The organism is Lentzea sp. NEAU-D7 (assembly GCF_026242055.1).
Lineage (GTDB): Bacteria > Actinomycetota > Actinomycetes > Mycobacteriales > Pseudonocardiaceae > Lentzea.
The window spans coordinates 1-23,262 of the sequence record NZ_JAPJDL010000028.1 but is presented as its reverse complement, the minus strand read 5'-3'; the positions used below and the strand labels follow the sequence as shown (position 1 = coordinate 23,262).

22 protein-coding genes and 1 pseudogene are annotated in these 23,262 nt (G+C 69.2%); 16 read left to right on the top strand and 7 right to left on the bottom strand.

All coding sequences use genetic code 11. The features are described 5' to 3' along the window. Positions 1-22 precede the first annotated feature (22 nt). The 4 genes and pseudogenes from ORI60_RS38595 to ORI60_RS38580 form a co-directional block, all read left to right on the top strand. Positions 23-205: pseudogene (locus tag ORI60_RS38595) on the top strand (FAD-dependent oxidoreductase); the annotation flags it as partial. 16 nt (positions 206-221) lie between these two features. Beyond that, a complete protein-coding gene (gene solA, locus ORI60_RS38590) occupies positions 222-1,169 on the top strand; it encodes an N-methyl-L-tryptophan oxidase (RefSeq protein WP_266042974.1) in 948 nt (315 codons plus the stop codon). Continuing rightward, complete coding sequence (locus ORI60_RS38585; protein ID WP_266042973.1) at positions 1,166-2,278, top strand: aromatic ring-hydroxylating oxygenase subunit alpha; 1,113 nt, start codon at positions 1,166-1,168, stop codon at positions 2,276-2,278. The genes solA and ORI60_RS38585 overlap by 4 nt, the downstream gene beginning before the upstream one ends. A gap of 43 nt (positions 2,279-2,321) precedes the next feature. Then, a complete protein-coding gene (locus ORI60_RS38580) occupies positions 2,322-2,597 on the top strand; it encodes a hypothetical protein (protein ID WP_266043069.1) in 276 nt (91 codons plus the stop codon). 3 nt (positions 2,598-2,600) lie between these two features. Here ORI60_RS38580 and secA2 read toward each other — a convergent pair whose 3' ends face one another. From secA2 to ORI60_RS38565, 3 genes are all read right to left on the bottom strand, one after another. Continuing rightward, positions 2,601-4,886, bottom strand: a complete 2,286-nt coding sequence (gene secA2, locus ORI60_RS38575; protein WP_266042972.1) for an accessory Sec system translocase SecA2 — start codon at positions 4,884-4,886, stop codon at positions 2,601-2,603. A 95-nt stretch (positions 4,887-4,981) separates the two neighbouring features. Next, positions 4,982-6,238, bottom strand: coding sequence for an MFS transporter (locus tag ORI60_RS38570; protein ID WP_266042971.1), 1,257 nt, complete (start codon positions 6,236-6,238; stop codon positions 4,982-4,984). Between the two features lie 54 nt (positions 6,239-6,292). Continuing rightward, positions 6,293-9,217: a carboxyl transferase domain-containing protein gene (locus ORI60_RS38565; RefSeq protein WP_323055990.1), complete on the bottom strand. Its 2,925-nt coding sequence runs from the start codon at positions 9,215-9,217 to the stop codon at positions 6,293-6,295. Positions 9,218-9,395: 178 nt separating this feature from the next. Between ORI60_RS38565 and ORI60_RS38560 the strand changes: the two genes are divergently transcribed. Together ORI60_RS38560 and ORI60_RS38555 are read left to right on the top strand one after the other, a co-directional pair. Beyond that, complete coding sequence (locus tag ORI60_RS38560; RefSeq protein WP_266042969.1) at positions 9,396-10,175, top strand: sporulation protein; 780 nt, start codon at positions 9,396-9,398, stop codon at positions 10,173-10,175. A gap of 115 nt (positions 10,176-10,290) precedes the next feature. Beyond that, a complete protein-coding gene (locus ORI60_RS38555) occupies positions 10,291-10,563 on the top strand; it encodes a GlsB/YeaQ/YmgE family stress response membrane protein (RefSeq protein WP_266042968.1) in 273 nt (90 codons plus the stop codon). Here the strand turns inward: ORI60_RS38555 and ORI60_RS38550 are convergent. Further along, the gene (locus ORI60_RS38550; RefSeq protein WP_266042967.1) at positions 10,556-11,179 is read right to left on the bottom strand and encodes a TetR/AcrR family transcriptional regulator; all 624 of its coding nucleotides are present in this window, start codon (positions 11,177-11,179) and stop codon (positions 10,556-10,558) included. The two genes, ORI60_RS38555 and ORI60_RS38550, sit on opposite strands and share 8 nt — an antisense overlap. Positions 11,180-11,271: 92 nt before the next feature. Here ORI60_RS38550 and ORI60_RS38545 point away from each other — a divergent pair, with 92 nt between their 5' ends. Genes ORI60_RS38545 through ORI60_RS38515 form a run of 7 tightly spaced genes read left to right on the top strand, consistent with a single transcriptional unit; the run spans position 11,272 to position 18,207 of the window. Then, positions 11,272-12,417: an acyl-CoA dehydrogenase family protein gene (locus ORI60_RS38545; RefSeq protein WP_090069354.1), complete on the top strand. Its 1,146-nt coding sequence runs from the start codon at positions 11,272-11,274 to the stop codon at positions 12,415-12,417. Positions 12,418-12,427: 10 nt separating this feature from the next. Beyond that, positions 12,428-13,624 carry an acetyl-CoA C-acetyltransferase gene (locus tag ORI60_RS38540; RefSeq protein WP_266042966.1) on the top strand — a complete coding sequence of 399 codons (1,197 nt, stop codon included), beginning with the start codon at positions 12,428-12,430 and terminating at the stop codon, positions 13,622-13,624. Then, on the top strand, positions 13,624-14,382 hold the full coding sequence (locus ORI60_RS38535; protein ID WP_266042965.1) for an SDR family NAD(P)-dependent oxidoreductase: 759 nt from the start codon (positions 13,624-13,626) through the stop codon (positions 14,380-14,382). Before ORI60_RS38540 ends, ORI60_RS38535 begins: the two co-directional genes overlap by 1 nt. Positions 14,383-14,396: 14 nt before the next feature. Next, entirely contained in the window at positions 14,397-15,524 is a 1,128-nt protein-coding gene (locus ORI60_RS38530; RefSeq protein ID WP_266042964.1) for a hypothetical protein, read from the top strand. Beyond that, positions 15,521-16,948: a vWA domain-containing protein gene (locus tag ORI60_RS38525; RefSeq protein WP_266042963.1), complete on the top strand. Its 1,428-nt coding sequence runs from the start codon at positions 15,521-15,523 to the stop codon at positions 16,946-16,948. The genes ORI60_RS38530 and ORI60_RS38525 overlap by 4 nt, the downstream gene beginning before the upstream one ends. Next, a complete protein-coding gene (locus ORI60_RS38520; RefSeq protein ID WP_266042962.1) occupies positions 16,935-17,642 on the top strand; it encodes a hypothetical protein in 708 nt (235 codons plus the stop codon). The genes ORI60_RS38525 and ORI60_RS38520 overlap by 14 nt, the downstream gene beginning before the upstream one ends. A gap of 22 nt (positions 17,643-17,664) precedes the next feature. Further along, entirely contained in the window at positions 17,665-18,207 is a 543-nt protein-coding gene (locus tag ORI60_RS38515; protein WP_266042961.1) for a 3'-5' exonuclease, read from the top strand. Here the strand turns inward: ORI60_RS38515 and ORI60_RS38510 are convergent. Next, positions 18,197-19,252 (bottom strand): DUF2855 family protein, encoded by a 1,056-nt coding sequence (locus ORI60_RS38510; protein WP_266042960.1) that lies wholly within the window; start codon positions 19,250-19,252, stop codon positions 18,197-18,199. The two genes, ORI60_RS38515 and ORI60_RS38510, sit on opposite strands and share 11 nt — an antisense overlap. A gap of 38 nt (positions 19,253-19,290) precedes the next feature. Between ORI60_RS38510 and ORI60_RS38505 the strand changes: the two genes are divergently transcribed. Continuing rightward, complete coding sequence (locus ORI60_RS38505) at positions 19,291-19,866, top strand: TetR/AcrR family transcriptional regulator (protein ID WP_266042959.1); 576 nt, start codon at positions 19,291-19,293, stop codon at positions 19,864-19,866. Here ORI60_RS38505 and ORI60_RS38500 read toward each other — a convergent pair. Next, entirely contained in the window at positions 19,847-20,299 is a 453-nt protein-coding gene (locus tag ORI60_RS38500; RefSeq protein WP_266042958.1) for a MaoC family dehydratase, read from the bottom strand. The two genes, ORI60_RS38505 and ORI60_RS38500, sit on opposite strands and share 20 nt — an antisense overlap. 2 nt (positions 20,300-20,301) lie before the next feature. Then, positions 20,302-21,054, bottom strand: a complete 753-nt coding sequence (gene fabG, locus ORI60_RS38495; protein WP_266042957.1) for a 3-oxoacyl-ACP reductase FabG — start codon at positions 21,052-21,054, stop codon at positions 20,302-20,304. A gap of 130 nt (positions 21,055-21,184) precedes the next feature. Here fabG and ORI60_RS38490 point away from each other — a divergent pair, with 130 nt between their 5' ends. Together ORI60_RS38490 and ORI60_RS38485 are read left to right on the top strand one after the other, a co-directional pair. Beyond that, the gene (locus tag ORI60_RS38490) at positions 21,185-21,985 is read left to right on the top strand and encodes an SDR family NAD(P)-dependent oxidoreductase (protein ID WP_266042956.1); all 801 of its coding nucleotides are present in this window, start codon (positions 21,185-21,187) and stop codon (positions 21,983-21,985) included. Position 21,986: 1 nt separating this feature from the next. Further along, the gene (locus tag ORI60_RS38485; RefSeq protein WP_266042955.1) at positions 21,987-22,958 is read left to right on the top strand and encodes a quinone oxidoreductase family protein; all 972 of its coding nucleotides are present in this window, start codon (positions 21,987-21,989) and stop codon (positions 22,956-22,958) included. The last annotated feature ends 304 nt before the right edge of the window (positions 22,959-23,262 follow it).

The following is a 23,262-nucleotide window of genomic DNA, read 5'->3' as shown; positions in this document are numbered from 1 at the left end:
CGTCGTCATCGGCCTCGGCGGCATGGGCAGTGCCGCCGCGTACCGGCTCGCCCAGCGCGGGCGGCGAGTGCTGGGACTCGAGAGGTTCACGCCCGCGCACGCGCTGGGGTCGAGCCACGGCGGGTCGCGCATCACGCGGCAGGCGTACTTCGAAGACCCCGCGTACGTGCCGTTGCTCCTGCGCGCGCACGAGATGTGGGACCAGATCGAGCGGGACAGCGGTGAACGGATCTTCCACCGCGTCGGCGGGATCATCGTCGGCGCTCCGGACAGCGGCGCCATCACGGGCAGCCGGGCGAGGGGGGGGGGGGGGGGGGGGGGGGGCGGCGGGGGCCGCGGCCCCCCCCCCGGCCGGGGGGGGGGCCCCGGCCCGCGGGGGGCGGGCCGCCCTGTGCGGTCGGGCACCCCACCGGCCCCCCGCGTCCCAGATCCGCGAGCGCTTCCCCGCCCTGCGGCCGGCGCCGGACGAGATCGGGCTGTACGAACCCGGCGCGGGCTTCGTCGTGCCGGAGGCGTCCGTCGAGGCCCACCTGGCGCTCGCCCGGCGCGCCGGTGCCGACCTGCGCTTCGAGGAGCCGGTGACGCACTGGGAACCCGGCAGGGTCACCACGGCGCGCGGGACCTACGAGACCGGGCACGTGGTCCTGTGCCCCGGCCCGTGGGCGCCGGAGTTGCTGGGAGACCTGGGAATCCCGTTTGAGGTCGAACGCCAGGTCCAGTTCTACTTCACCCCGGACGAGACGCTGGCCGGCTACCCGGTCTACATCTGGGACCGCGACACCGGCTTCTACGGCTTCCCCGAGCACGACGGCGCGGTGAAGGTGGCGTTCCACCACGGCGGCGAGATCTGCACGCCCGAGACCGTCGACCGCACGGTGCGCGCCCACGAGGTCGAGGCGATCGCGAACGCCACCAGGTCCCCGATGCCGGGCCTCGCCGGCACGTTCCAGCGCGCCGCGACCTGCATGTACACCAACACCGCCGACCGGCACTTCGTCATCGCCCGCCACCCGGAGCACGACGACGTGACCGTGGCGTGCGGCTTCTCGGGGCACGGCTTCAAGTTCGCGCCCGTCGTCGGCGAGATCCTCGCCGACCTCACGATCGACGGGGCCACGCGGCACCCGATCGCCCTGTTCGACCCTGCTCGCTTGAGAGGCGGAGCATGACAGGCAGCCTGATCCCGACCCTCGAAGGCCGCTACTACACCGACCCCGCGATCTTCGCGCAGGAGCAGGCGGCCCTCTTCGAGAAGATGTGGTTCTGCGCGGTCCGTTCCGGCGACCTCCCGAACGCCGGCGACTTCCGCACGGTGCAGGTCGGGCGGGAGAGCGTGCTCATCGCGCGTGACCGCAAAGGCGGCCTCAACGCGTTCCTCAACGTGTGCAGGCACCGCGGCGCGCGCATCTGCGTCGAGGAGGCTGGCAGCGTCAAACGGGCGTTCCAGTGCCCTTACCACGCCTGGACCTACGCGTTGGACGGCAACCTGATCGCCGCACCCAATCTCACCTCAATGCCGGACGTCGATCGCGTTGCGTACGGGCTCACCAAGGTGCATGTGCGCGAATGGCTCGGCTACGCCTGGGTGAACCTCGCCGAGGATCCTCCGAGCTTCGAGGACGACGTGCTGAGCGCCGTCACCGAACGTTTGGGCACGCTCGACGCCATCGACGGCTACGAGATCGACCGGTTGTCCGTGGGCAAACGAATCGTCTACGACGTCAAGGCCAACTGGAAGCTCATCGTCGAGAACTTCATGGAGTGCTACCACTGCGCGACGATCCACCCCGAGCTCACCGAGGTGCTGCCCGAGTTCGCCGACGGCTACGCGGCGCAGTACTACGTCGGGCACGGCGCCGAGTTCGGTGACGAGATCAAGGGTTTCACCGTGGACGGCGGCGAGGGGTTCGGGAAACTCTCGGCGCTGGAAGAGGATCGCGACAGGAAGTATTACGCCATCACCATCAAGCCGCAGGTGTTCATCAACCTCGTGCCGGACCACGTGATCCTGCACCGCATGTACCCGATGGCCGCGGACCGGACGGTCGTCGAGTGCGATTGGCTCTACGCCAAGGAAGTGGTCGACACCGGCCGTGACGTCTCTCGCTCGGTCGAGCTGTTCCACCGGGTGAACGAACAGGACTTCGAAGCCTGCGAGCGATGCCAGCCGGCGATGGCCTCACGCGCTTACGCACATGGTGGGGTGCTGGTGCCCTCGGAGCACCACATCGGCGGTTTCCACGACTGGCTCGTCCGAAAACTGGAATCAGCCGACTAGGGGATCGACTGGTCACCCGTGCACGCGAAAGCTTGCACGGGTGATGGAGCAGACCGACTTCCTGTTCCCGGACGGGGAACACGAGCATTTGCGCCGCATCCGGCTTCTGGCCGAGCGCGCGGAACGGACGGCACACGACAGGTCCAACTTCGTCGGACCACCGCCGTCGCAGGAGCACCTCGACATCCTCGCGGAGATCAAGAAGCTGACCGCCGAGATGACGGCGGCCGCCGCGAAGCCCGCGAAAGCCAGACGGGCCGAGACGTTGCCCCGGCCCGCCAGACCCGCCGACGACCTCATCGCCGGCGGGAAGAAGTGATCGTCAGCGGCGCTGCCCGCGGACCATCTTGACGAGACCCTTCATCGACTCCTCCAGTCCGGAGCCGAACGGGTTGTCGTGCACCAGGTAAGTCCACGTCGAGCTCGGGCGCTTCACCCCGGCGTCGGCGAGGTCGTAGCCGTCGTCGGTGATCTTGGCCGCCTCGTACTTCTCCGAGGTGCGCTCCCACGACTCCGGCACGATCTTGTTGAACGCCGGGATGGCCTCGCGGTGGAACTCGTCCAGCGGGTTCTGCCGGGCCAGTGCGCGCAGGTGGATGCCCTCGCGCAGGTCCGACAGGAACGTCAGGTGGTGCGTCCACAGGTCGTCCAGGAAGAACAGCGTGATCTTGCGGGCGGCCTCGGCGGCCACCTCGTCGGACACGCCCTCCTTCTTGCCGACCTTCTCGAACGCCGCGTCGGTGCGCAGCACCACGTCGCGGTGCTTGAGCAGGATGTCGCGCTGGTGCTCGATCAGCTTGTTGTAGCGCCAGGTGTTGCGGTGGATCTCCAGGTTCACGCCCTCGGCCACGCGCTGGGCGTGCTCGAAGGTGTGCAGCAGGCCCTTGTCGTGCACCCGGCCGTCGTTGTCCACTTCGGACGGGTCCTCGGCGTCCGGCGCGTACTGGGTGATCAGCTCGTCCTGCATGGACGAGAAGAACACCGAGCCGCCGGGGTCGCCCTGACGGCCCGCGCGCCCGCGCAGCTGGTCGTCCAGCCGTGACGACGAGTGCCGCCCGGTGCCGATCACGTACAGGCCGCCGAGCTCGGCGATCCGGTCGTGGTCCTCGCCCTCGTGGCCACCGAGGCGGATGTCCGTACCGCGACCGGCCATCTGGGTCGAGACCGTGACGCGCTGGTAGGAACCGGCGTCGGCGATGATCGACGCCTCCTCGGCGTCGTTCTTCGCGTTGAGCACCACGCACTCGATGCCGGCGGCGCGCAGCTTGGAGGAGATCCGCTCCGACTCGGCGACGTCGAGAGTGCCGACGAGGATCGGGCGACCCGTCTCGTGGACGGTCTTGATTTCCTCGACGATGGCGTCTTCCTTCTGCTCCAGCGTCGCGTAGAGGCGGAAGTGCTCGTCCTCGCGGATGTTCTCCTTGTTCGGCGGGATCACGAGCACTTCCAGCTCGTAGAACTCCCGCAGCGTCTCGGCGACGGCGACGGCGGTACCGGTCATGCCGCAGCGCGTCGGGTAGCGCGACAGCAGCGCCTGCACCGTCATCGAGTCGAGGATCTCGCCCGACTCGGTCGTCTGGACGTTCTCCTTGGCCTCGACCGCGGCCTGCAGGCCGTCCGGCCACCGCTGCAGCTTCGCGACACGGCCGCGGGTGTCGTTGATCAGGTGCACCTTGCCGTCGCGCACGATGTAGTCGACGTCGCGGTGCAGCAGCACCTGCGCGTGCAGCGCCACGTTGACCTTCGACAGCGTGGACGTGACGTGTTCCTGCGAGTACAGGTCGATCTCGCCGAGCGCCCGCTCGACGGCCTCGGAGCCCGCGCCCGTGAGGAAGACGTTGCGCTCCTCGTCGTCGATCTCGTAGTGCAGGTTCTGGCGCAGCCGCTTCACCAGGTCGGCGATGACGGGGTCGGCCGCCTCCGCGCTGGTCGAGCCGGCCAGCACCAGCGGCACGCGGGCCTCGTCGACGAGCACCGAGTCGGCCTCGTCGATGAGCGCGACCTCGGGCTCGGGCACGATCAGGTCGTCGGGGCTCGTGACGATCCTGTCGCGCAGGATGTCGAAGCCGATCTCGCTGACCGGCGCGTACGTGACCTCGCGCTGGTAGGCCTCGCGGCGCTCCTCGGCCTTCGAGCTGCCGTTGATCCAGCCCACGGTGACGCCGAGCAGCCCGTACAGCGGGCCCATCCACTCCGCGTCGCGCTGGGCGAGGTAGTCGTTGACGCTGACCACGTGGACGCGCTTGCCCTTGATCGCGAAGCCGGCCGCGGCCATGGCGCCCGCGAGCGTCTTGCCCTCACCGGTCGCCATCTCGACGACGAGCCCGCTGAGCATGCCGAGCGCACCCAGGACCTGCACGTCGAACGGGCGCTGCCCGATGGCGCGCTCGGCGGCCTCCCGCGTGAGGGCCACGAGCTCGGTGTCCGTGCTCTCCTCGCGCAGCTTCACGGCGTGTGCCGTCAGCTCCTCGTCGCTGAACGCCTTGAACTTCTCGGCGTGTTTCTCCACGTCCGCGAGCATTGCCTGGAACGGGGCGAGGTCGACTGAGCCCGGTTTCTGCGCGAACCTGCGCATCCGCTGCTTGAAGCGCGCCATGAGAGTGGTCACGACGCGCCAACGTACGGCATCGGCCGCAGGTTCCGCAGAGGTCTTGACTGTGAAGGCCCGATTTGTCCGTTAGGCCGGGCCTTCACAGCCTCTGATCAGGCCCGTTCCGGCTGGTGCGTCTCCGGCAACTTGATCACCGATACCAGCGTGCACAGACCCATGACCAGCAGGAACGCCGACACGGACATCGAGGTCCCGGTCGCGCCCAGCAGCGCCGTCATCACGAACGGCGTGCCGCCGCTGACCAGGATCGACGCCAGTTGGTACGCGAGAGAAGCACCCGAGTACCGCACGTGCGCCTCGAACAGTTCACCCAGGTAGGCGGCGATCGGCCCGTACACGAGAGAGGACGCGATGCCTCCGACCGTGTTCGCGACGAACAGCAACAGCAGCGAGGCCGTGTCCACGAGCAGGAAGTACGGGAACGCCCACACGATCATGCCGACGGTGCCCGCGATGATCAGCGGACGGCGCCCGAGGCGGTCCGACGCGTGTCCGGCCCACAGGATCACCGGGATGCTCACGAGGGACGACAGCAGGCTGACGACCAGCACCGACTCGCGCGCCAGGCCGAGCGTGGTGGTCGCGTAGGACAGCACGCCCGCGATCGACACGTAGAAGATCGCGTTGGACGCGAACATCAGGCCCGCCCCGAGCAGGATCGGCTTGCGGTGGGTCCGCAGCGCCTCCTTCAGCGGTGCCTGTGCCACGACCGGTCCCGACGCACGGCGTTGCTGCAACTCGCGGAAGACCGGGCTGTCCTCGACCTTGAGCTGGATGAACAGCACCACGGGGAACAGGAGCGCGCTCGCGAGGAACGGCACGCGCCAGCCCCACGACGCGAACGCCTCGGGCGAGAGGGCCGTCGTGGCGCTGATGAAGGCGACGTTGCCCAGCAGCACGCCGATCGGAACACCGGCCTGACCGAACGTGCCCGCGAAGCCGCGCTTCTTCGGCCCCGCGGTCTCGGTCAGCAGCAGGACCACGCCGCCCCACTGCCCGCCGACCGCGATGCCCTGCAGGAAGCGCAACAGCACCAGCAGGACCGGCGCCCCGACGCCGATGGACGCCGTCGTGGGCAGCAGGCCGATGAGGAACGTCGCCGCCGCCATCAGGCCGAGGCAGATGACCAGCGCCGGCTTGCGGCCGACCTTGTCGCCGACGTGCCCGAACACCAGGCCGCCGACCGGGCGCGCGATGAAGCCCGCCCAGAACGTGCTGAAGGACAGGAGCAACGCCACGATCGGCGTCGCCTCGGGGAAGAACAGCTTCGGGAACACCAATGCCGCGGCGGTCGCGTAGATGAAGAAGTCGTACCACTCAAGACTCGAACCGACGAGCCCGGCTGCCATGAGCCGACGTAAGGTCTTCTGTTCCGCAGGGGCGACGCTGACCACGGATTCTCCTCACCACGTGTCGATGAACGGGCGTTTCTTCCCTTGTGAGCGGGAAGTTGCGGGGGCCAGCGCCGTGGCGATCCAGCGGCGCGTGTCGGCCGGGTCGATCACGTCGTCGATCTCGAAGACCGAGGCGACGTTGAGTGCTTTGCCGTGCTCGTAGGCCATCGCGACCATCTGGTCGTAGCGCTGCTTGCGCTCGTCCGGGTCCGCGATTGCGTCGAGCTCTTTCCGGAAGCCGAGCTTGACGGCGCCTTCGAGGCCCATCGGGCCGAACTCGCCAGTGGGCCACGAGACGGTGAACTGAGGCACCTTCAGGCTGCCTGCCGCCATGGCCTGGGCGCCGAGCCCGTAGGCCTTGCGCAGGACCACGAGTCCGAAGGGGACGGTGAGGTTGGAGCCCGTCACGACCATGCGGGTGAGGTGGCGGACGGTGGCGGTGCGCTCGGCGTCCGGGCCGACCATGAACCCCGGGGTGTCGCACAGGGACACGACCGGGAGGTCGAACGCGTCGGCGAGCTGGAGGAAGCGGGCGCACTTGTCGGCGGCGTCGGCGTCGATCGCGCCGCCCAGGACGCGGGGGTCGTTGGCGATCAGGGCGATCGGGCGACCCTCGACGCGGACGAGAGCCGTGACGACGGCCTTGCCGAAGCCCTGGCGGAGCTCGAGGACGCTGCCGGTGTCGGCGAGGGTGGTGATGAGCGCTCGGACGTCGTAGGCGCGCAGGCGGTTCTCGGGGACGGCGTGGCGCAGCAGGCGCTGGTCGGCGCAGTTCCACTCGGCCGACGAGCCCTGGAAGTACGACAGGTACTTCTTCGCGACCGCGACGGCCTCCTCCTCCGAAGGCACCGCGATGTCCACCACGCCGTTGGGCACCTGCACGTCCAACGGGCCGATGTCCTCGGGCCGGAACGTGCCCAGCCCACCGCCCTCGATCATCGCCGGCCCGCCCATGCCGATGTTCGCGCCCTCGACCGCGATGATCACGTCGCAGGTGCCCAGCAGCACCGCGTTGCCCGCGAAGCACCGCCCCGCCACCACGCCGATCAACGGCACCTGCCCGCTCAGCTGCGCGAACGCGTGGAACGAGCCGCAGTCCAGCCCGCTGACCATGCTGTGGTCGGTGTCGCCGGGCCGTCCACCGCCGCCTTCGGCGAACAGCACCACGGGCAGGTTCTCCTGCTGTGCCAGAGCGAACAGCCGGTCCTTCTTCTGGTGGTTGCGCATGCCCTGCGTGCCGGCCAGCACGGCGTAGTCGTAGGACATCGCCACGACACGTTGGCCGTTCACGACGCCGATGCCCGCCACCATGCCGTCCGCGGGCGTGCGTTCGATCAGGTCCTCGAGCGACCGGCGCTGGCGTTGGGCGGCGATCGCGAGGCCGCCGTACTCGACGAACGAGGAACAGAGGTCCGCGATGTTCTCGCGGGCGGTCCGCCCACCCCGCGCGTGACGACGCGCGGCGGCTTCGGGCCGGTCGAAGTCGTGACGTGCCAGCACTTCCGCCAGATCGGGCCGGACGTGCTCCGGGTCCACCTCGGCGACGTCCTCGGCCGACTCGCCGGCGCCGGAGGCCAGCAGCTGGCCCTCGGTCACCGTGTCGCCGACGGACACCAGCACGTCGCCGGACACCCGCACGACGTGCTGCATCTTCATGGCTTCCAGCACGACGGAACCGGCGTCGACGGCGACCACCGTGCCCGCCAGCGGCGCTCGCATGCCCGAGACCGGCTCCTCGGTCACGAAGTCGGTCGTCGCGCCGACGACGTCCTGCTCCAGCAGGGTCTTCAGGAACTCCAGGTTCGTCGAGACGCCCTCGACCCGGAACTCGCGCAACGCCCGCCGCGCCCGGTTCAGGGCGACGTCCAGGTCCTCGCCGTGCACCACGAGCTTCGCGAGCAGCCCGTCGTACCGCGTGCCGACCCGGTAGCCGACGTACCCGTGCGTGTCGACGCGGACGCCGGGGCCGGCGGGCAGCCCGAACGACGACAGCACGCCGCCCGAGGTCTGGTTCAGGCGCACCTGCACGGCCGCGCCGCGGTCGTGGGGCGTGAAGTCCACGTCGCCGCCCCAGGCGAGCAGCAGCTGGGTGCGCACGAGGTCCACTCCGGACACCATCTCGGTCACCGTGTGCTCGACCTGCAGCCGCGGGTTGACCTCCAGGAACGCGAACGAGTCGCCCGACACCAGGAACTCGACGGTGCCGACGCCGGTGTAGCCCGCCGCGACGGCCAAAGCGGCGGCCGCCTCGTGCAACGCCTTGCGCAGCAACGGGTCCAGCAGGGGAGCGGGGGCGATCTCCACGACCTTCTGGTGGCGCAGCTGCAGCGAGCAGTCGCGGTCACCGATCACCGTCGTCCCGACGAGCTGCACCTCGATGTGCCGGGCGGAGGGCATCAGTCGTTCGAAGTAGACGTCGCCCACCCCGAACGCCGCCAGCGCCTCCGCCCGGCACGCCTCGACCGCACTGTCGAGGTCCTCGGGCCGCAGCACGGCCCGCATGCCCTTGCCGCCGCCCCCGGCGACCGCCTTCACCATCACCGGGAACTCGCCGGGTGCCGCGTCCAGCACCGGAATCCCCAGCGACGCCGCCAGTTCCCGTGCTCGCCGCTTGTCACCGAGCAGTTCCAGAACGTCAGCGGACGGCCCGACGAACGCCAGGCCGCGCTCCGAACACGCCCGGGCGAACGCGGCGTTCTCGGACAGGAACCCCCACCCCGGATGCACGGCCTGGCACCCCTCGGCCGCGTCCAGCAGCTGGTCCACGTCCAGGTACGGCGACGGTCCACGCAGCGCCACCGCGCGGTCCGCGAGGGTCACGTGGAGCGACGAAGCGTCGTCCTCCGCGTACACCGCCACGGTGCGAATCCCCAGTTCAGCGGCGGCGCGCAGGACGCGGACAGCCACCTCACCCCGGTTGGCGACGAGCAGCACGGGCAACCTCCTGAGCGACCGCTTAGTATGTGACGGCGGTCGCATGTTGCCATCTGAAGTCAACGGAAGTCCATACGGAACCGATCGGGGTACTGAGGCGTCAACGGAACACTTCGCCGCAAACGGGCGATCCAGTTGGCAGACTCCCCGCAAACAGCAAGGGCTTCAGGAGGCCGCAGTGGTGTTCAAGAGGATGATGCGCGCGTTCGGCGTGGGCGGGCCGACTGTCGACACGGTGCTGACGAACCCCAACGTCAGGCCCGGCGAGGTCCTGTCGGGTGAGGTGCGCATCGCCGGCGGCGACCACCCGGCCGAGATCGACCACGTCACGCTCGCGCTGCTCACCCGCGTCGAGGTCGAGAGCGGCGACAACGAGTACAACACCAACATGGAGTTCCACAAGTTCTCCGTGGGCCAGCGGATCGTCGCCCAGCCGCACCAGAACCTCTCGCTGCCGTTCCAGGTCCCGGTGCCGTTCGAGTGCCCGCTCAACGTCGTGGGCGGCATGCAGCTCAACGGCATGCAGCTGGGCCTGCGCACCGAGCTGGAGGTGCGCGGCGCGGTCGACCCCGGTGACCTAGACCCGATCTGGGTGCACCCGCTGCCGTCGCAGGACGCCGTGCTCCAGGCGTTCGGGCAGATGGGCTTCCGCTTCACCAAGGCGGACAACGAGCGCGGCCGCATCCACGGCGTGCCGCAGCAGCTGCCGTTCTACCAGGAGATCGAGTTCTACCCGCCGCCGCAGTTCGCGGGCCGCGTCAAGCAGGTCGAGCTGACCTTCGTCACGACGCCGGGCGAGCTGCACGTGGTCCTGGAGGCCGACAAGCGCGCCGGGCTGCTCCGCGCGGGCGGCGACGCGTACGGCCGGTTCGCCGTGTCGCACCAGCAGGCCGTCGGCACCGACTGGACCGCGACCATCAACCAGTGGATGAGCCAGGTCTCCGGCAGCCGCTGGTAGTCATCGGCATCCGGGTGTACCGCTCGGCGATCTCGAGCTGCGGATCTTGCCGGGTGACGGGATGATTTTCTTCCGCAGTTCCTGGGTATGACGGGGACAAAAGGAGGAGGCGACCGTGACCATCGAGAGCATCATCGGCGCGCTCATCATCGGCTTGATCCTGGGCCTGCTCGGCAAGCTGTTCGCACCGGGCAAGCAGGCCATCCCGATCTGGCTGACCATCCTGGTCGGCATAGCGGCCGCGTTCATCGGGTCGTGGATCGCGCGGCTGCTCGGCGTGCAGGACACGCCGGGCATCGACTGGATCGAGGTGATCGTCCAGATCGTCGTCGCCGCGGTCGGTGTGTCGGTCGTGGCAGGCGTGTACGGCAGGAAGTCGGTCAGGTAGCCGGGCGGACCATCCTGAGGACGAGGTCGGCGTACATCGCGCCGATCTCGTCCGGGGTCCGCTTGCCTCCGGGCTGGTACCAGCGCGCGACGTCGATGCACAGCGACAGCACGGCCAGGGTCGCGCCCTTGAGGTCGGGGACGTCGAACACGCCCTCCTCGACGCCGGCCGCGATGTAGGACCGCATCCGCTGCTCGATCTGCCGGCGCAGCTCCGCCACCTCCGCGTGGTGTTCCGGGGAGAGCGCGCCGAGCTCGTACTGCACCACCCGCGCCGTCGTGTGGAACTCGGCGTGCCAGCCCGCGAACGCCGACACCGCGTTCTTCAGCCGCTGCACCGCGCCGTCGCCCTGGATGCTCGACAGCAGCGCCAGCGACGTCTCGTGACCGACGAGCGAGATGTTGAAGAGCAGCTCCTCTTTGGACCGGTAGTGGATGTACACGGCCGCGGGCGACATTCCGGCCAGAGAAGCGATGTCACGGGTGGTCGTGGCGTGATATCCCTTGCTCGCGAACGCCTGGACGGCGGCGATGAGCATCCGGCGGGCGGCGTCCGGGGTCACGGCGCGCCAGGTCTCGTCGAGCAGTGAGAACCCGTCCAGTCCGGTCGTCGTCATCGGGCCGCTCCTCGCGTGTTGACAGGTGATGGATCGTACTGCACGCTAAGCGGGCGCTTAGCTCTAAGCAACCGCTTAGTATGGAGGTAGTCGTGCAGCGGACGCTGTTCAACGAGGATCACGCCGCGTTCCGGGAGTCGGCGAAGGCGTTCGTCGAGCGCACGATCACGCCGAACGTCGAGAAGTTCATCGAGCAGCGGGTGATCGACCGGGACGTGTGGCTCGAGGCCGGGCGTCAGGGCCTGCTGGGCCTCGAGATCCCCGAGGAGTACGGCGGCAGCGGCGCGAACGACTACCGGTTCAACACCGTGTTCGCCGAGGAGCTGTGCCGGGTCAACGCCGCGGTCGCCTCGTCGCTGGGCATCCACGGCGACGTCGTCGCGCCGTACCTCGTTGACCTGTGCACCGAGGAGCAGAAGCAGCGCTGGCTGCCCGGCATGTGCACCGGCGAGATCAAGACCGGCATCGCGATGACCGAGCCGTCCGGCGGCTCCGACCTCGCCGCGCTGAAGACCAACGCCGTGCGCGACGGTGACGACTGGATCCTCAACGGCTCCAAGACGTTCATCACCAACGGCTACACCGCGGACATGATCGTCGTCGCGGCCCGCACCGACCCGTCCAAGGGCGCGCGCGGCATCACGCTGTTCGCCGTCGAGAACGGCATGCCCGGCTTCGAGCGCGGCCGCAAGCTCGACAAGGTCGGTCAGCACCCGTCCGACACCGCGGAGCTGTTCTTCTCCGACGTGCGGCTCTCGCAGGAGCACGTCATCGGCGAGGAGGGCCAGGGCTTCATCTACATGATGGAACGCCTGCCGCAGGAGCGGATCGGCGGCGCCATCTCGAACCTGGCGCACGCGCAGGGCGTCTTCGAGGAGACGCTGGAGTACGTCAAGGAGCGCAAGGCCTTCGGCCAGGCGATCGGCAAGTTCCAGCACAACAAGTTCCTGCTCGCGGAGCTGCGCACCAAGCTGGACGTCTCGCAGGCGTTCATCGACACCCTGACCATGCAGCACGTTCGCGGCGAACTGAGCTCGGTCGAGGCGGCGCAGGCGAAGTACTGGAGCGCCGACATCGAGAACGAGGTCATCGACGCCTGCGTGCAGCTGCACGGCGGCTACGGCTACATGACCGAGTACCGCGTCGCCCGCGCGTGGATGGACGCCCGCGTCACGAAGATCTGGGCGGGGTCCAACGAGATCATGAAGGAACTCATCGGCCGCGACCTGGGCCTGTAGGAGGATTTCCATGGCTGAGGCAGTCATCGTCTCCACGGCCCGGTCGCCGATCGGCCGCGCCCGCAAGGGTTCCCTCGTCTCGCTGCGGCCGGACGACCTGGCCGCGCAGGTGATCTCGGCGGCGCTGGGCGACATCCCGGCGTCGGAGATCACCGACCTGCACCTCGGGTGCGCCGAGCCGCAGGACGAGCACGGCCAGAACATCGCACGCCGCGTCGCCGTGCAGCTGGGCCACGACAACCTCCCCGGCACGACCGTCAACCGGTTCTGCGCGTCCTCGGTGCAGACCGCGCGGATGGCCTTCCACGCCATCAAGGCGGGGGAGGGCACCGGGTTCGTCTCGGCCGGCGTCGAGTGCGTCTCCCGGTACATGCACTCGGGCGTGCCCTCGTTCAACCCGCTGTTCGACGAGGCCCAGCAGCGGACCCAGGACACGGCCGCGTCCAACGCTCCGTGGACCGACCCGCGGCTCGACGGCAAGCTGCCCGACTACTACATCGCTATGGGCCAGACGGCCGAGAACGTCGCGACGCAGATGGGCATCTCGCGGCACGACCAGGACGAGTTCGGCGTGCGGTCGCAGAACCTCGCGGAGAAGGCGATCGCCGACGGGTTCTTCGCCCGCGAGATCACGCCGGTCACCCTGCCCGACGGCACCGTCGTCTCGGCGGACGACGGTCCGCGCGCGGGTGTCACCTACGAGGCCGTCTCCCAGCTGAAGCCGTCGTTCCGGCCCGAGGGCACGATCACGGCCGGCAACTGCTGCCCGTTGAACGACGGCGCGGCCGCTGTCGTGATCATGAGCGACGTGCGGGCCCGTGAGCTGGGCCTGACCCCGTTGGCGCGCATCGTGTCCACGGGCGTCTCCGGCCTGTCGCCGGAGATCATGGGCCTCGGCCCCGTCGATGCCACGAAGCAGGCGCTCGGCCACGCCGGCATGTCCATTTCGGACATCGACCTGGTGGAGATCAACGAGGCGTTCGCCGTCCAGGTGCTCGGCAGCCAGCGCGCGCTGGGCATCGACATCGACAGGCTGAACGTGCACGGCGGCGCGATCGCGCTGGGCCACCCGTTCGGCTCGACCGGCGCGCGGATCATGACGACGCTGATCAACGGAATGCAGGCCCGCGACGCCCAGTTCGGCCTCGAGACGATGTGCGTCGGCGGCGGTCAGGGCATGGCGATCATCCTGGAAAGGCTTTCGTAGTGGGAATCCTGGACAAGTTCCGCCTGGACGGCAAGGTCGCGATCGTCACGGGCGCGTCCTCCGGCCTCGGTGTCGCGTTCGCGAAGGGTCTGGCCGAGGCCGGTGCGGACGTCGTGCTCGCGGCCCGCCGCGCGGACAAGCTGAAGGACACGGCCGCTCTGGTCGAGGCCGCAGGTCGGCGCGCCCTGGTCGTGCAGGCCGACGTGTCCAAGCCCGAGGACTGCCGTGAGGTCGCTCGTGCGGCGGCGGAGTTCGGCACGGTGGCGGTGCTCGTGAACAACGCCGGTGTCGCGTCGGCGGTGCCGGCCTCGCGGGAGACGCCGGAGGAGTTCCTCGGCGTCATGGACGTGAACCTCAACGGCGCCTACTGGATGGCCCAGGCCGCCGCCTCCGTCATGAAGTCCGGTGGCTCGATCATCAACATCTCGAGCGTGCTCGGCCTCGTGACCGGCGGTATTCCGCAGGCCGCGTACTCCGCGTCGAAGGCGGGCCTGCTCGGCCTGACCCGCGACCTGGCGCAGCAGTGGACCGGGCGCAAGGGCATCCGGGTCAACGCGATCTGCCCCGGTTTCTTCGCCTCCGAGATGACCGACCAGTACCCGCCGGGGTACCTGGAGAAGATCCAGGCGACGCTGCCATCCGGGCGAATCGGTGATCCGGAGGAGCTCGCTTCCGCCGTTGTCTTCCTGGCCTCGCCCGCGGGCGGTTACGTTACTGGCGAGACGCTCGTCGTCGACGGTGGTGCAGTGATCGTCTGACTCCAGGGGGAGCCGTGCGGGAGCCCGAGTTCAAGGTCGTCGACCCGCGAAGACGGTTCCTGCTGTGGTTCGTCCCGCCGCTGGCGGTGTTCGTGACCGGGCTGGTGGTGTTGCTCGTCTCGGGGCACATCACCGGCCCGTTCCGTTCTGTCACGGTGGTGCGGGCGCTGTTCGCCTCCAAGCGCGACTTCTTCCAGGACGAGCAGGTCAAGCGCATCCTGATGGCGCGCGGGTACCAGGTGCACGTGACGCCGATCGGGTCGCGCGACCTGGCGGACAAACCCGACCTCGACTCGTACCACTTCGTGTTCCCGTCGGGGCACGTGGCGAACGAACACGTGAAGACGCGCCGCGCGGGCAAGCACGTCGTGCCGTACCGGCCGTTCTTCACCCCGGTCGTGCTCGCCACGTTCCGCGAGTACGCCGAAGCGCTGAAGCGGGCGGGGGTCGCGAAGCCGCACGACTCGAGCGAGAAGCCGCTCTACTACAACCTCGACATGGCCAGGCTCAAGGAGCTGGCCGACGCCGGCAAGAGGTGGAACGAGCTCGGCCTGACCAACGGCAACCGGGTCATCGTGCAGTCGCCGGATCCCTGCAAGGCCTACTCGGGCGCGACGCTCGTCGGCTTCTTCGCCACCGCGTTCGGCGACGAACCGCCGCAGACCGTCGAAGCCGCGGAGAGGCTGGCGCGGGAGGTCAAGCCGTACGTCGACGCGCAGGGCCAGGCCGGCGAGGACATGGCCCCGAAGTACTTCGTGCCGGAGGGCCGCACGCACGCCGTCATCGCGGTGATCTACGAGCACCAGTACATCGCGTACCAGCTGCGGCAGAAGAGCGTCGACTCCGACCGCGTGCTGCTCTACCCGACGAAGCAGCACCAGAGCACGCCCGAGCTGATCTCGTTCACGCCGGAGGGCGACCGGATCGGCGAGCTGATGATGAACGACCCGGACCTGCGCCGGCGTGCGGTCGAGCTCGGTTTCCACTCGCTGGGCTGGAACGGGGAGTCCGCCGACGACTTCGGCACCTACATCGCGGGCCGCGGGCTGCCCGAACCGCCCGCCGGTGAGGCGGGCAGGGTGCAGCTGCCCAAGGCGGAGCTGTTCGAGCGGATGCTCGACGTCGTCGGCGAGTGCAGATGAGGGTGCTGGCGGCGGTTCTGCTGCTCCTTCTCACCGCGTGCACGTCGAGCACGCCCCCGCCGGTCCGCCTGAAGGTGCTGGCGAGCACGGAACTGGCCGACCTCGGGCCGGTGCTGGCGGAGCTGAGGAAGGCCACCGGGGTCGAGCTGGCGGTGGAGCACCGCGGCACGGTCGAGGCCAGCGGATCGCTCGCCGGGTTCGACCTCGCGTGGTTGTCCACCACCAGGTTCCTGCGGTTGCGGGGTGCCGAGCCCGAGCTGGCGTCGAGCGTCATGACGTCGCCTGTGGTGCTCGGGGTGAAGCGCGGCAGCCGTGCCGTGCTGGGCGAGCGGCCGACGTGGGCGGACGTCGCCGACCGGGCCGCGCTGGGCCAGTTCCGGTACGGCATGGCCGATCCGCGCGTGTCCGGCGGTGGCATGGCCGCGCTGATCGGCGTCGCGACGGCGGCCGCGGGCACCGGAGCGCCGCTGCGGCCGGAGGACGTGAGTTGCGACCGCCTGCAGGGGTTCCTCGCGGGACGGGCGTTCGACGTGCCCGACCCAGTAGGCGAGTTCGCCCGCAGGTCCGATGTGGACGGCTTGGTCGCGCACGAGTCGGAGTTGTTGTCCCTGAACGCTTCCGGGCGTCTGGCGGAACCGCTGGAGATCGTCTACCCGCGTGACGGCATCGTGCTCTCGGACTACCCGCTGATGCTCGTCGACCCCGCGGACCGGGCCGCCTACGACCGCGTCGTGGACTGGCTGAGGTCGCCGGTCGCGCAGCAGATGATCGCCGACCGCACCTGGCGCCGGCCCGTCGACCCCTCCGTGACGCGCGACGCGAAGCTGCGGGCCGACCTCGGCACCGCGCTCTACTTCCCGGACAGCTCCGAGGTGATCGACCGGTTGCTGCTGTTCCACGACCGCGCGGGCGACGGCCGGCAGGTGGTCTTCGTGCTGGACTACTCGACGTCCATGCGAGGTGAGCGGCTCGCCGGCCTGCGCGAGGCGTTCGCGTCGCTCAACGGGTTCGACCGCTTCTACGTCGGCGAGACCGTGACGATCGTCCGGTTCGCGGGCACCGTGCTGGAGGAGCGTTCGATCACCGTGCGCGGACGGGAGGACCTCGACGCGCTGCTGGCCGTCGTCGCGTCTGAGGACCTGCGGGACAACACCGCGATCTGGAGTGCCTTGGAGCGCGGGTTGCAGCTGGCCAGAGGGGAGACGGCCGTGGTGCTGATGACCGACGGCGAGAACAACGCGGGCCCGTCGGTGGACGAGTTCCTGCGGGTCGGCAGGGGAGAGGTGCCGGTGTTCCCGATCCGGTTCGGCGAGGCCTCCACGGCGGAGCTGGACCGGGTGGCGCAGGCGAGCGGCGGCCGACTGGTCGAGGCGGGCGCGAAGTCGTTGCTGGAGGCGGTGAGGGAGATCCGTGGCTGTCGATAGAGGGCTCTGGTGGTCCGTCTCGTGGGGCTGGATCCTGCTGTGGGTGGCGACGCTGATCGCGCTGGTCGTGGTCGTCGTACTTGCCTGGCGGTGGCTGCGCCGCCGCGACCAGGGCCCCGAGGTGCCCGGACTGCTGTTCTACGTGCACGGCCGGCGGATGATCAACCTCTGCAAGGTCGGCCGCTACGACGACGCGGTCACCCGGCAGTTCGTCAAGCAGATCACCGTCACCAAGAACGGCAAGCTGCAGGTCGGCCCCAGCGAGTTCGGCATCGGCGTCGACGGCTCGGTGGTCGAGCAGAACACCGACACCTACGAGAAACCGGCCACGGAGATCGACGTCATCGGCGTCGTCCTGGCGGGCCTGCGCGCGGGACACGGCGTGGTCGAGGTCGACCTGACGACCGCCACGATCAAGGCGGACGAGGCGTGGCGGCGGGGAAGGGCGCGGCGGCTCAACGACATCCGCGACTACGTGTCGCTGCACGGCAGGTTCGAGGTCGGTGACGGCGACGACCCGGCGGTGCTGCTGGCGCCGGTCGGCGAGCACCGGGTGCGGGTGGAGTGCGACCGCGCGAGCCTGCGCGACACGTTGCCACCGGGCCAGTTCAACGCCCGCTGCCTGGGCAAGGTCCAGTCGTGGAACGCCGCGACCGGCGAGATCGTCGTGCTGCCCGTCGTCGTATTCCAGTAGACGGGCGGGGGACGATCATCACGTGATCGCGTTGGACGAGGTGCTGGTGGTCGACGTCGAGTCGACCTGCTGGGAGGGAACGCCGCCTCCCGGCGAGGTCTCGGAGATCATCGAGATCGGGATCTGCCCGCTCTCGGTGGCGTCCGGGATCTGTGGTGAGCGCAGGTCGGTGCTGGTGCGTCCGTCCCGGTCGTCGGTCAGCCGTTTCTGCACCGAACTGACGACGCTGACCGCCGACCAGGTCGCCGGCGGCGTCTCGTTCGCCGAGGCGTGCGCGCTGCTGCGCAAGGAGTTCCGGTCGGACCGCAGGGTGTGGGCCTCGTACGGCGACTACGACCGGAAGATGTTCGAACGGCAGTGCGCCGACTTCGGCGTCCGGTACCCGTTCGGGCCACGGCACCTCAACGTGAAGACGTTGTTCGCGCTGGTGCACGCGTTGCCGCGGGAGGTCGGGATGGCTGAGGCGGTGCGTCTCGCCGGGCAGAGGCTCGACGGCACGCACCACCGCGGCCACGACGACGCGTACAACATCGCGGGCCTGCTGGCAGGACTGCTCAGAAGGTGATCACGTCCGCGCTGTCCGGGCTCGCCTTGCCCGACAGCACGTCCTGCCACACGCCGACGAGCTCCTCCGGCCCGCTGTGCCGCACGACGGCGACCCGGTCACCGGCCTGAGCGGTGAAGCCCCGCCAGGCCTCGCCGAAGCGCTGAGCCAGGCCAACGGATCCCCAGTCGGCAGTGCGCTTGCGCAGCTGGTCGGGCGCGAAGAAGAACTCGGAGCGCGTGTCCCGTGCGGCCGCCTGGTGCGTGAGGCCGATCGAGATGTCCTTGACCAGGTCGGCGCCGAGCCGGTCGTGCAGCGCCGACCGCACGCCGGCCGACCCGCTGAAGTCCAGGTACACCGAAGGTTCGACGTCCACCGAAGCGTCGTAGGGCAGCACGGTGTCGTAGAGACCCAGGCTCCGGGTGAACTCCACGTTGCGGGGCGATGTCAGGCCCACCAACCGGACGCCCTCGCCCTTCAGGCAGTGGGCGGTGCCGAACGCGGTCTTGCTGGACGCCGAGGAGACCACGACCGTGCGGGCGCCGTGGAAGTCGTTGTCCGCCAGCCGGTCGGCCAGCAGGAACGACGTGAGGAACAGCGGCCGGTACAGGACCTGGAGGTCCTCCAGCCGCTCGTCGTAGGCGGGGTCCTGGCTGGTGACGAGGTAGCTGTTGTAGACGGCCGGGAGTGCGGCGCGGTGGTCGGCGGTGTCCAGGAAACCGGCCGAGGTCAGCTTGGCGCGCACGACGAGGTGGCTGGCCATCGGCAGGTAGCCGTAGACGCGGGTGCCGGGAGGCAGAGCGTCCATTGTGGAGTCGACGACGTCGGCGAAGCCCCACAGCGGGATCACGCCCTGGCCGGGGCCGCCGGCCGGGAAGAAGTCCCAGTAGCCGATGACGTCGCCGATCACGCCGTAGGTGACGTTGTTGGCGGTCAGCCCGACGCGGCTCACGCGGAGCAGCACCTCGCAGTCGGAGAGCTCCGACGACTCGGGCAGTTCGTCGTGCAGCACTTCGGTTTCGGTGAGGTCGTCGCGGTCGACGACAACGGTCCAGCGACTGATCATTGCCTGGCTTCTCCTTGGTCGGGAGGTACGCTCCGGTCGTGACCGTGCCTGAAAGACTGATCGACGCCGCCACCCGCCTGTTCGCGGACAAGGGGTACGAGCGCGTCGCCGTGCAGGAGATCGTGGAACACGCCGGTGTCACCAAAGGCGCCATGTACCACTACTTCGGGTCGAAGGACGACCTCCTGCACGAGATCTACGGGCGGTTGCTGCGCTTGCAGACCGAACACCTGGAGAAGATCGCGTCGAGCACCGGGCCGGTCGAGGAACGGCTGCGCGAGGCCGCTGTCGACGTGATCGTCACGAGCGTCGACGACTTCGACGCCGCCAAGGTGTTCTTCCGCTCGATGAACCACCTCTCGGAGGAGAAGCAGCGGGAGGTGCGGGCGGAGCGGCGGCGCTACCACGAGAAGTTCCGCGGCCTGATCGAGGAGGGACAGCGCAACGGGACGTTCCGCGACGACGTGCCCGCCGACGTCGCCACCTACTACTTCTTCGGCTCGTTGCACCAGCTCGGCACGTGGTACCGCCCGGACGGGGAGATCCCGGCCGGGCGGCTGGCGGAGCACTACGCGGACCTGCTGATCCACAGCCTCACGGCACGATCACGCTGACGATCTCGGCGACGCACGCGGGCTTGTCGCTGCCCTCGATCTCGATGACGACCTTGGTCACGAGCTGCTTGCCCAGCGCGATGTCCGTGACGTCCAGCAGCTCGACCCCGCCGCGCACCCTGGAGCCGACCAGCACCGGCTGCGGGAAGCGGACCTTGTTGCTGCCGTAGTTCACGCCCATCTTGATGTTCTTGACGGTGTAGACGTCCCGCACCAGGTACGGCACCAGCGACAGCGTCAGGTACCCGTGCGCGACAGGTCCGCCGAACGGGCCCTTCTTCGCCTTCTCGACGTCGATGTGGATCCACTGGTGGTCCAGCGTCGCGTCGGCGAACAGGTTGACCTGCTCCTGCGTGACCTCGTGCCACTCGCCGAACCCGAGGTGCTCGCCCTTGGCGGCGACCAGCTCGTCGATGTTCTCGAACGCGCGCATGCTCAGTCCTTCGGTCCGCCGGCGACGTAGATGACCTGGCCGGACACGAAACCGGCGCCTTCACTGACGAGGAACGACGCGGTGTGCGCGATGTCCTCCGGCTGGCCGACGCGCGCGACCGGGATGGTCTGCGCCGCACCCTTGAGGAAGTCGTCGAACGAGATCTTCATGCGCTCGGCAGTTGCCTTGGTCATCTCCGTGGCGATGAAACCGGGCGCGATCGCGTTGACCGTGACGCCGAACTTCCCGAGCTCGATCGCGAGGGTCTTGGTGAAGCCCTGCAGACCGGCCTTGGCGGCGGAGTAGTTGGCCTGGCCGCGGTTGCCGAGGGCGGAGGTGGAGCTCAGGTTGACGATGCGGCCGAAGCCTTCCTTCGTCTGGTAGGCCTGCACGGCCTTGCTCATCAGGAACGCACCGCGCAGGTGGACGTTCATGACCGTGTCCCAGTCGTCGGCGGTCATCTTGAACAGCAGGTTGTCGCGCAGCACGCCGGCGTTGTTGATCAGCACGGTCGGGGCGCCGAGGGCCTCGGCGACCTTCGCCACCGCGGCGTTGACCTGCTCCTCGTCCGCCACGTCGACCTTCAGGCCGATCGCGCGCCCACCGCTCGCGACGATCTTGTCGGCGCCGTCGAGCACGCCCTGCTCGTCGAGGTCGAGCAACGCGACGGCCAAGCCGTCCGCGGCGAGGCGCTGCGCGACCGCGGCGCCGATGCCACGAGCCGCGCCGGTGACGATCGCAACCCTGTCGGCCACGGGTCCTCCTTCGGTGAGGGGATGGTGAGCTAAGCAAGCGCTTAGTAACGTACCTATCAGTCCGCTTGACGTCCAGGCCTGTGCGGACGACCATACCGACTGGTCGGAATGTGGCAATTCGAGGAGGAAGATGCCCGTGGACTTCACCGGCAAGGTCGCGCTCATCACCGGCGGATCCAACGGCATCGGCGCCGCGTCCGCCCGGCGGCTGGCATCGCACGGCGCACGCGTCGTCGTCGCGGATGTGGACGCCGACCAGGGCAAAGCCGTCGCCGATGAGATCGGCGGCGTGTTCGTGCGCTGCGATGTGACGGTGCCTTCGGACTCCGCCGAGGCCGTCGCCCTCGCCGTGAGCGAGTTCGGCGGGCTCGACATCGCGTTCCTGAACGCCGGCATCGGCACCGGGTGTTCGCTGGGCGACGACTTCGACGTCGACGTGTACCGGCGCGCGATGGCCATCAACCTCGACGGCGTCGTCTACGGCGCGCACTACGCGCTGCCCGAGGTGCGCAAGCGCGGCGGCCAGATCATCGCCACGGCCTCGATGGCCGGCCTCATGCCGATGCCGGGCGATCCCGTCTACGGCGCGAACAAGGCCGCCGTCGTCGGTCTCGTGCGCTCGCTCGGTGGCGCCTATCCCGACGTGCGCGTGAACGCGCTGTGCCCCGCGTTCGCCGACACCAACATCATCGGTCCGCTGCGCTCGACGCTGGAGGAGATCGGCATGCCGATCCTGCCCGTGTCGGCCGTCGTGGACACCTTCATGTCCATCGTGGAGGGCTCGGGGACCGGCGAGGCCTGGTTCGTGCAGGCAGGCCGCTCGTCGGAGCCGTTCGGGTTCCGCAACCCGCCCGGACCTCGTGCCGCTGACGGCTCGCGCATCGAGGCCGCCCGCAAGGACCCCGTTTCCATCGCGCTTGAGGAGAACTGACGTGCGTGCCATCCAGATCACCGAGTTCGGCGGGCCCGAGGTGCTCCAGCAGGTGGAGCTGCCCGACCCCGTCGCGGGCGAGGGCGAGGTGCTGATCAACGTCTCGCGCGCCGGCCTGAACTACGCGGACACGCACCAGGCGGAGAACTCGTACCTGGCGAAGATGGAGCTGCCGCTGGTGCCCGGCGGCGAGGTCGTCGGAACCACTTCGGACGGGCGCCGGGTCGTCGCGCTCACGAAGAACTCCGGCGGGTACGCGGAGAAGGCCGTGGCGCCTTCGCTGACCACGTTCGACGTTCCTGACGGTGTCGACGACCTGACCGCGCTGTCGTTGATCGTGCAGGGTGCCACCGCCTGGCTGTTGCTGCGGAAGTCCACGCACATGGAGCCCGGTGAGTCGGTCGTCGTCCATGCCGCCGCCGGTGGTGTAGGGACGATCGCCGTTCAGCTGGCCAAGCTGTGGGGTGCTGGGCGGGTGATCGCCACTGCTTCGTCTGAGGAGAAGCGGAAGCTGGCGCTGGACCTCGGGGCCGATGTCGCGGTTGATTCTCGCGCCGCCGACATGACCGCCGCGTTGAAGGAAGCCAACGGCGGGCGGCGCGTTGACGTCGTGCTGGACATGACCGGAGGAGCTGTCACTGACCAGTCGTTGGTCGCGTTGGCGCCGTTTGGGCGGCTTGCGTTTTATGGCATGGCCTCGCGGGAAAGGCCGAAGCCGGTTGACCTCGGGGCGCTGTTGGTGCACTCCACGGCCGTTGCGGGTATGTGGCTGCCCCATGCGTTGAAGGTTCGGGACGCCGAGCACGGGACTTTGGCCCACCGGGCCATGGCTGAGCTGTTCCAGCTTGTGGTGGATGGTCAGCTGAAGGCCGTTCCTGGTGGGGAGTACGGGCTTGGGGAGGTTCGGCAGGCTCACGAGGACCTTCGGTCTCGTCGGACTGCTGGGAAGTTGTTGCTGGATCCTTCTCGGTAGGTGCTTGGGGGTCGGGCGCGACTTTCGCGGTCGTTGGGTTGCGGGCGGCGACCTTGGGTTGCGTGCTTCTCCTGGGGGCGCTGCCCCCAGACCCCCGGCAATCTGATCAGGGGGCCCGCGCCGTGCGTGGGTTGATGGCACGCCTGTTGCGTTGGGCGGCTGCCTGTTGCGTAGCTGGGCGCGTTGGCGGTGGGGTCCCATCACGAGCCGAGCCAAGAGCGGGCCACATGAGAGAAGGGGTGTCAAGCGGACGAAAAGCGTGTCCGCTTGACACCCCTTCTCTCATGCAGCAAGTGCTGTGGCG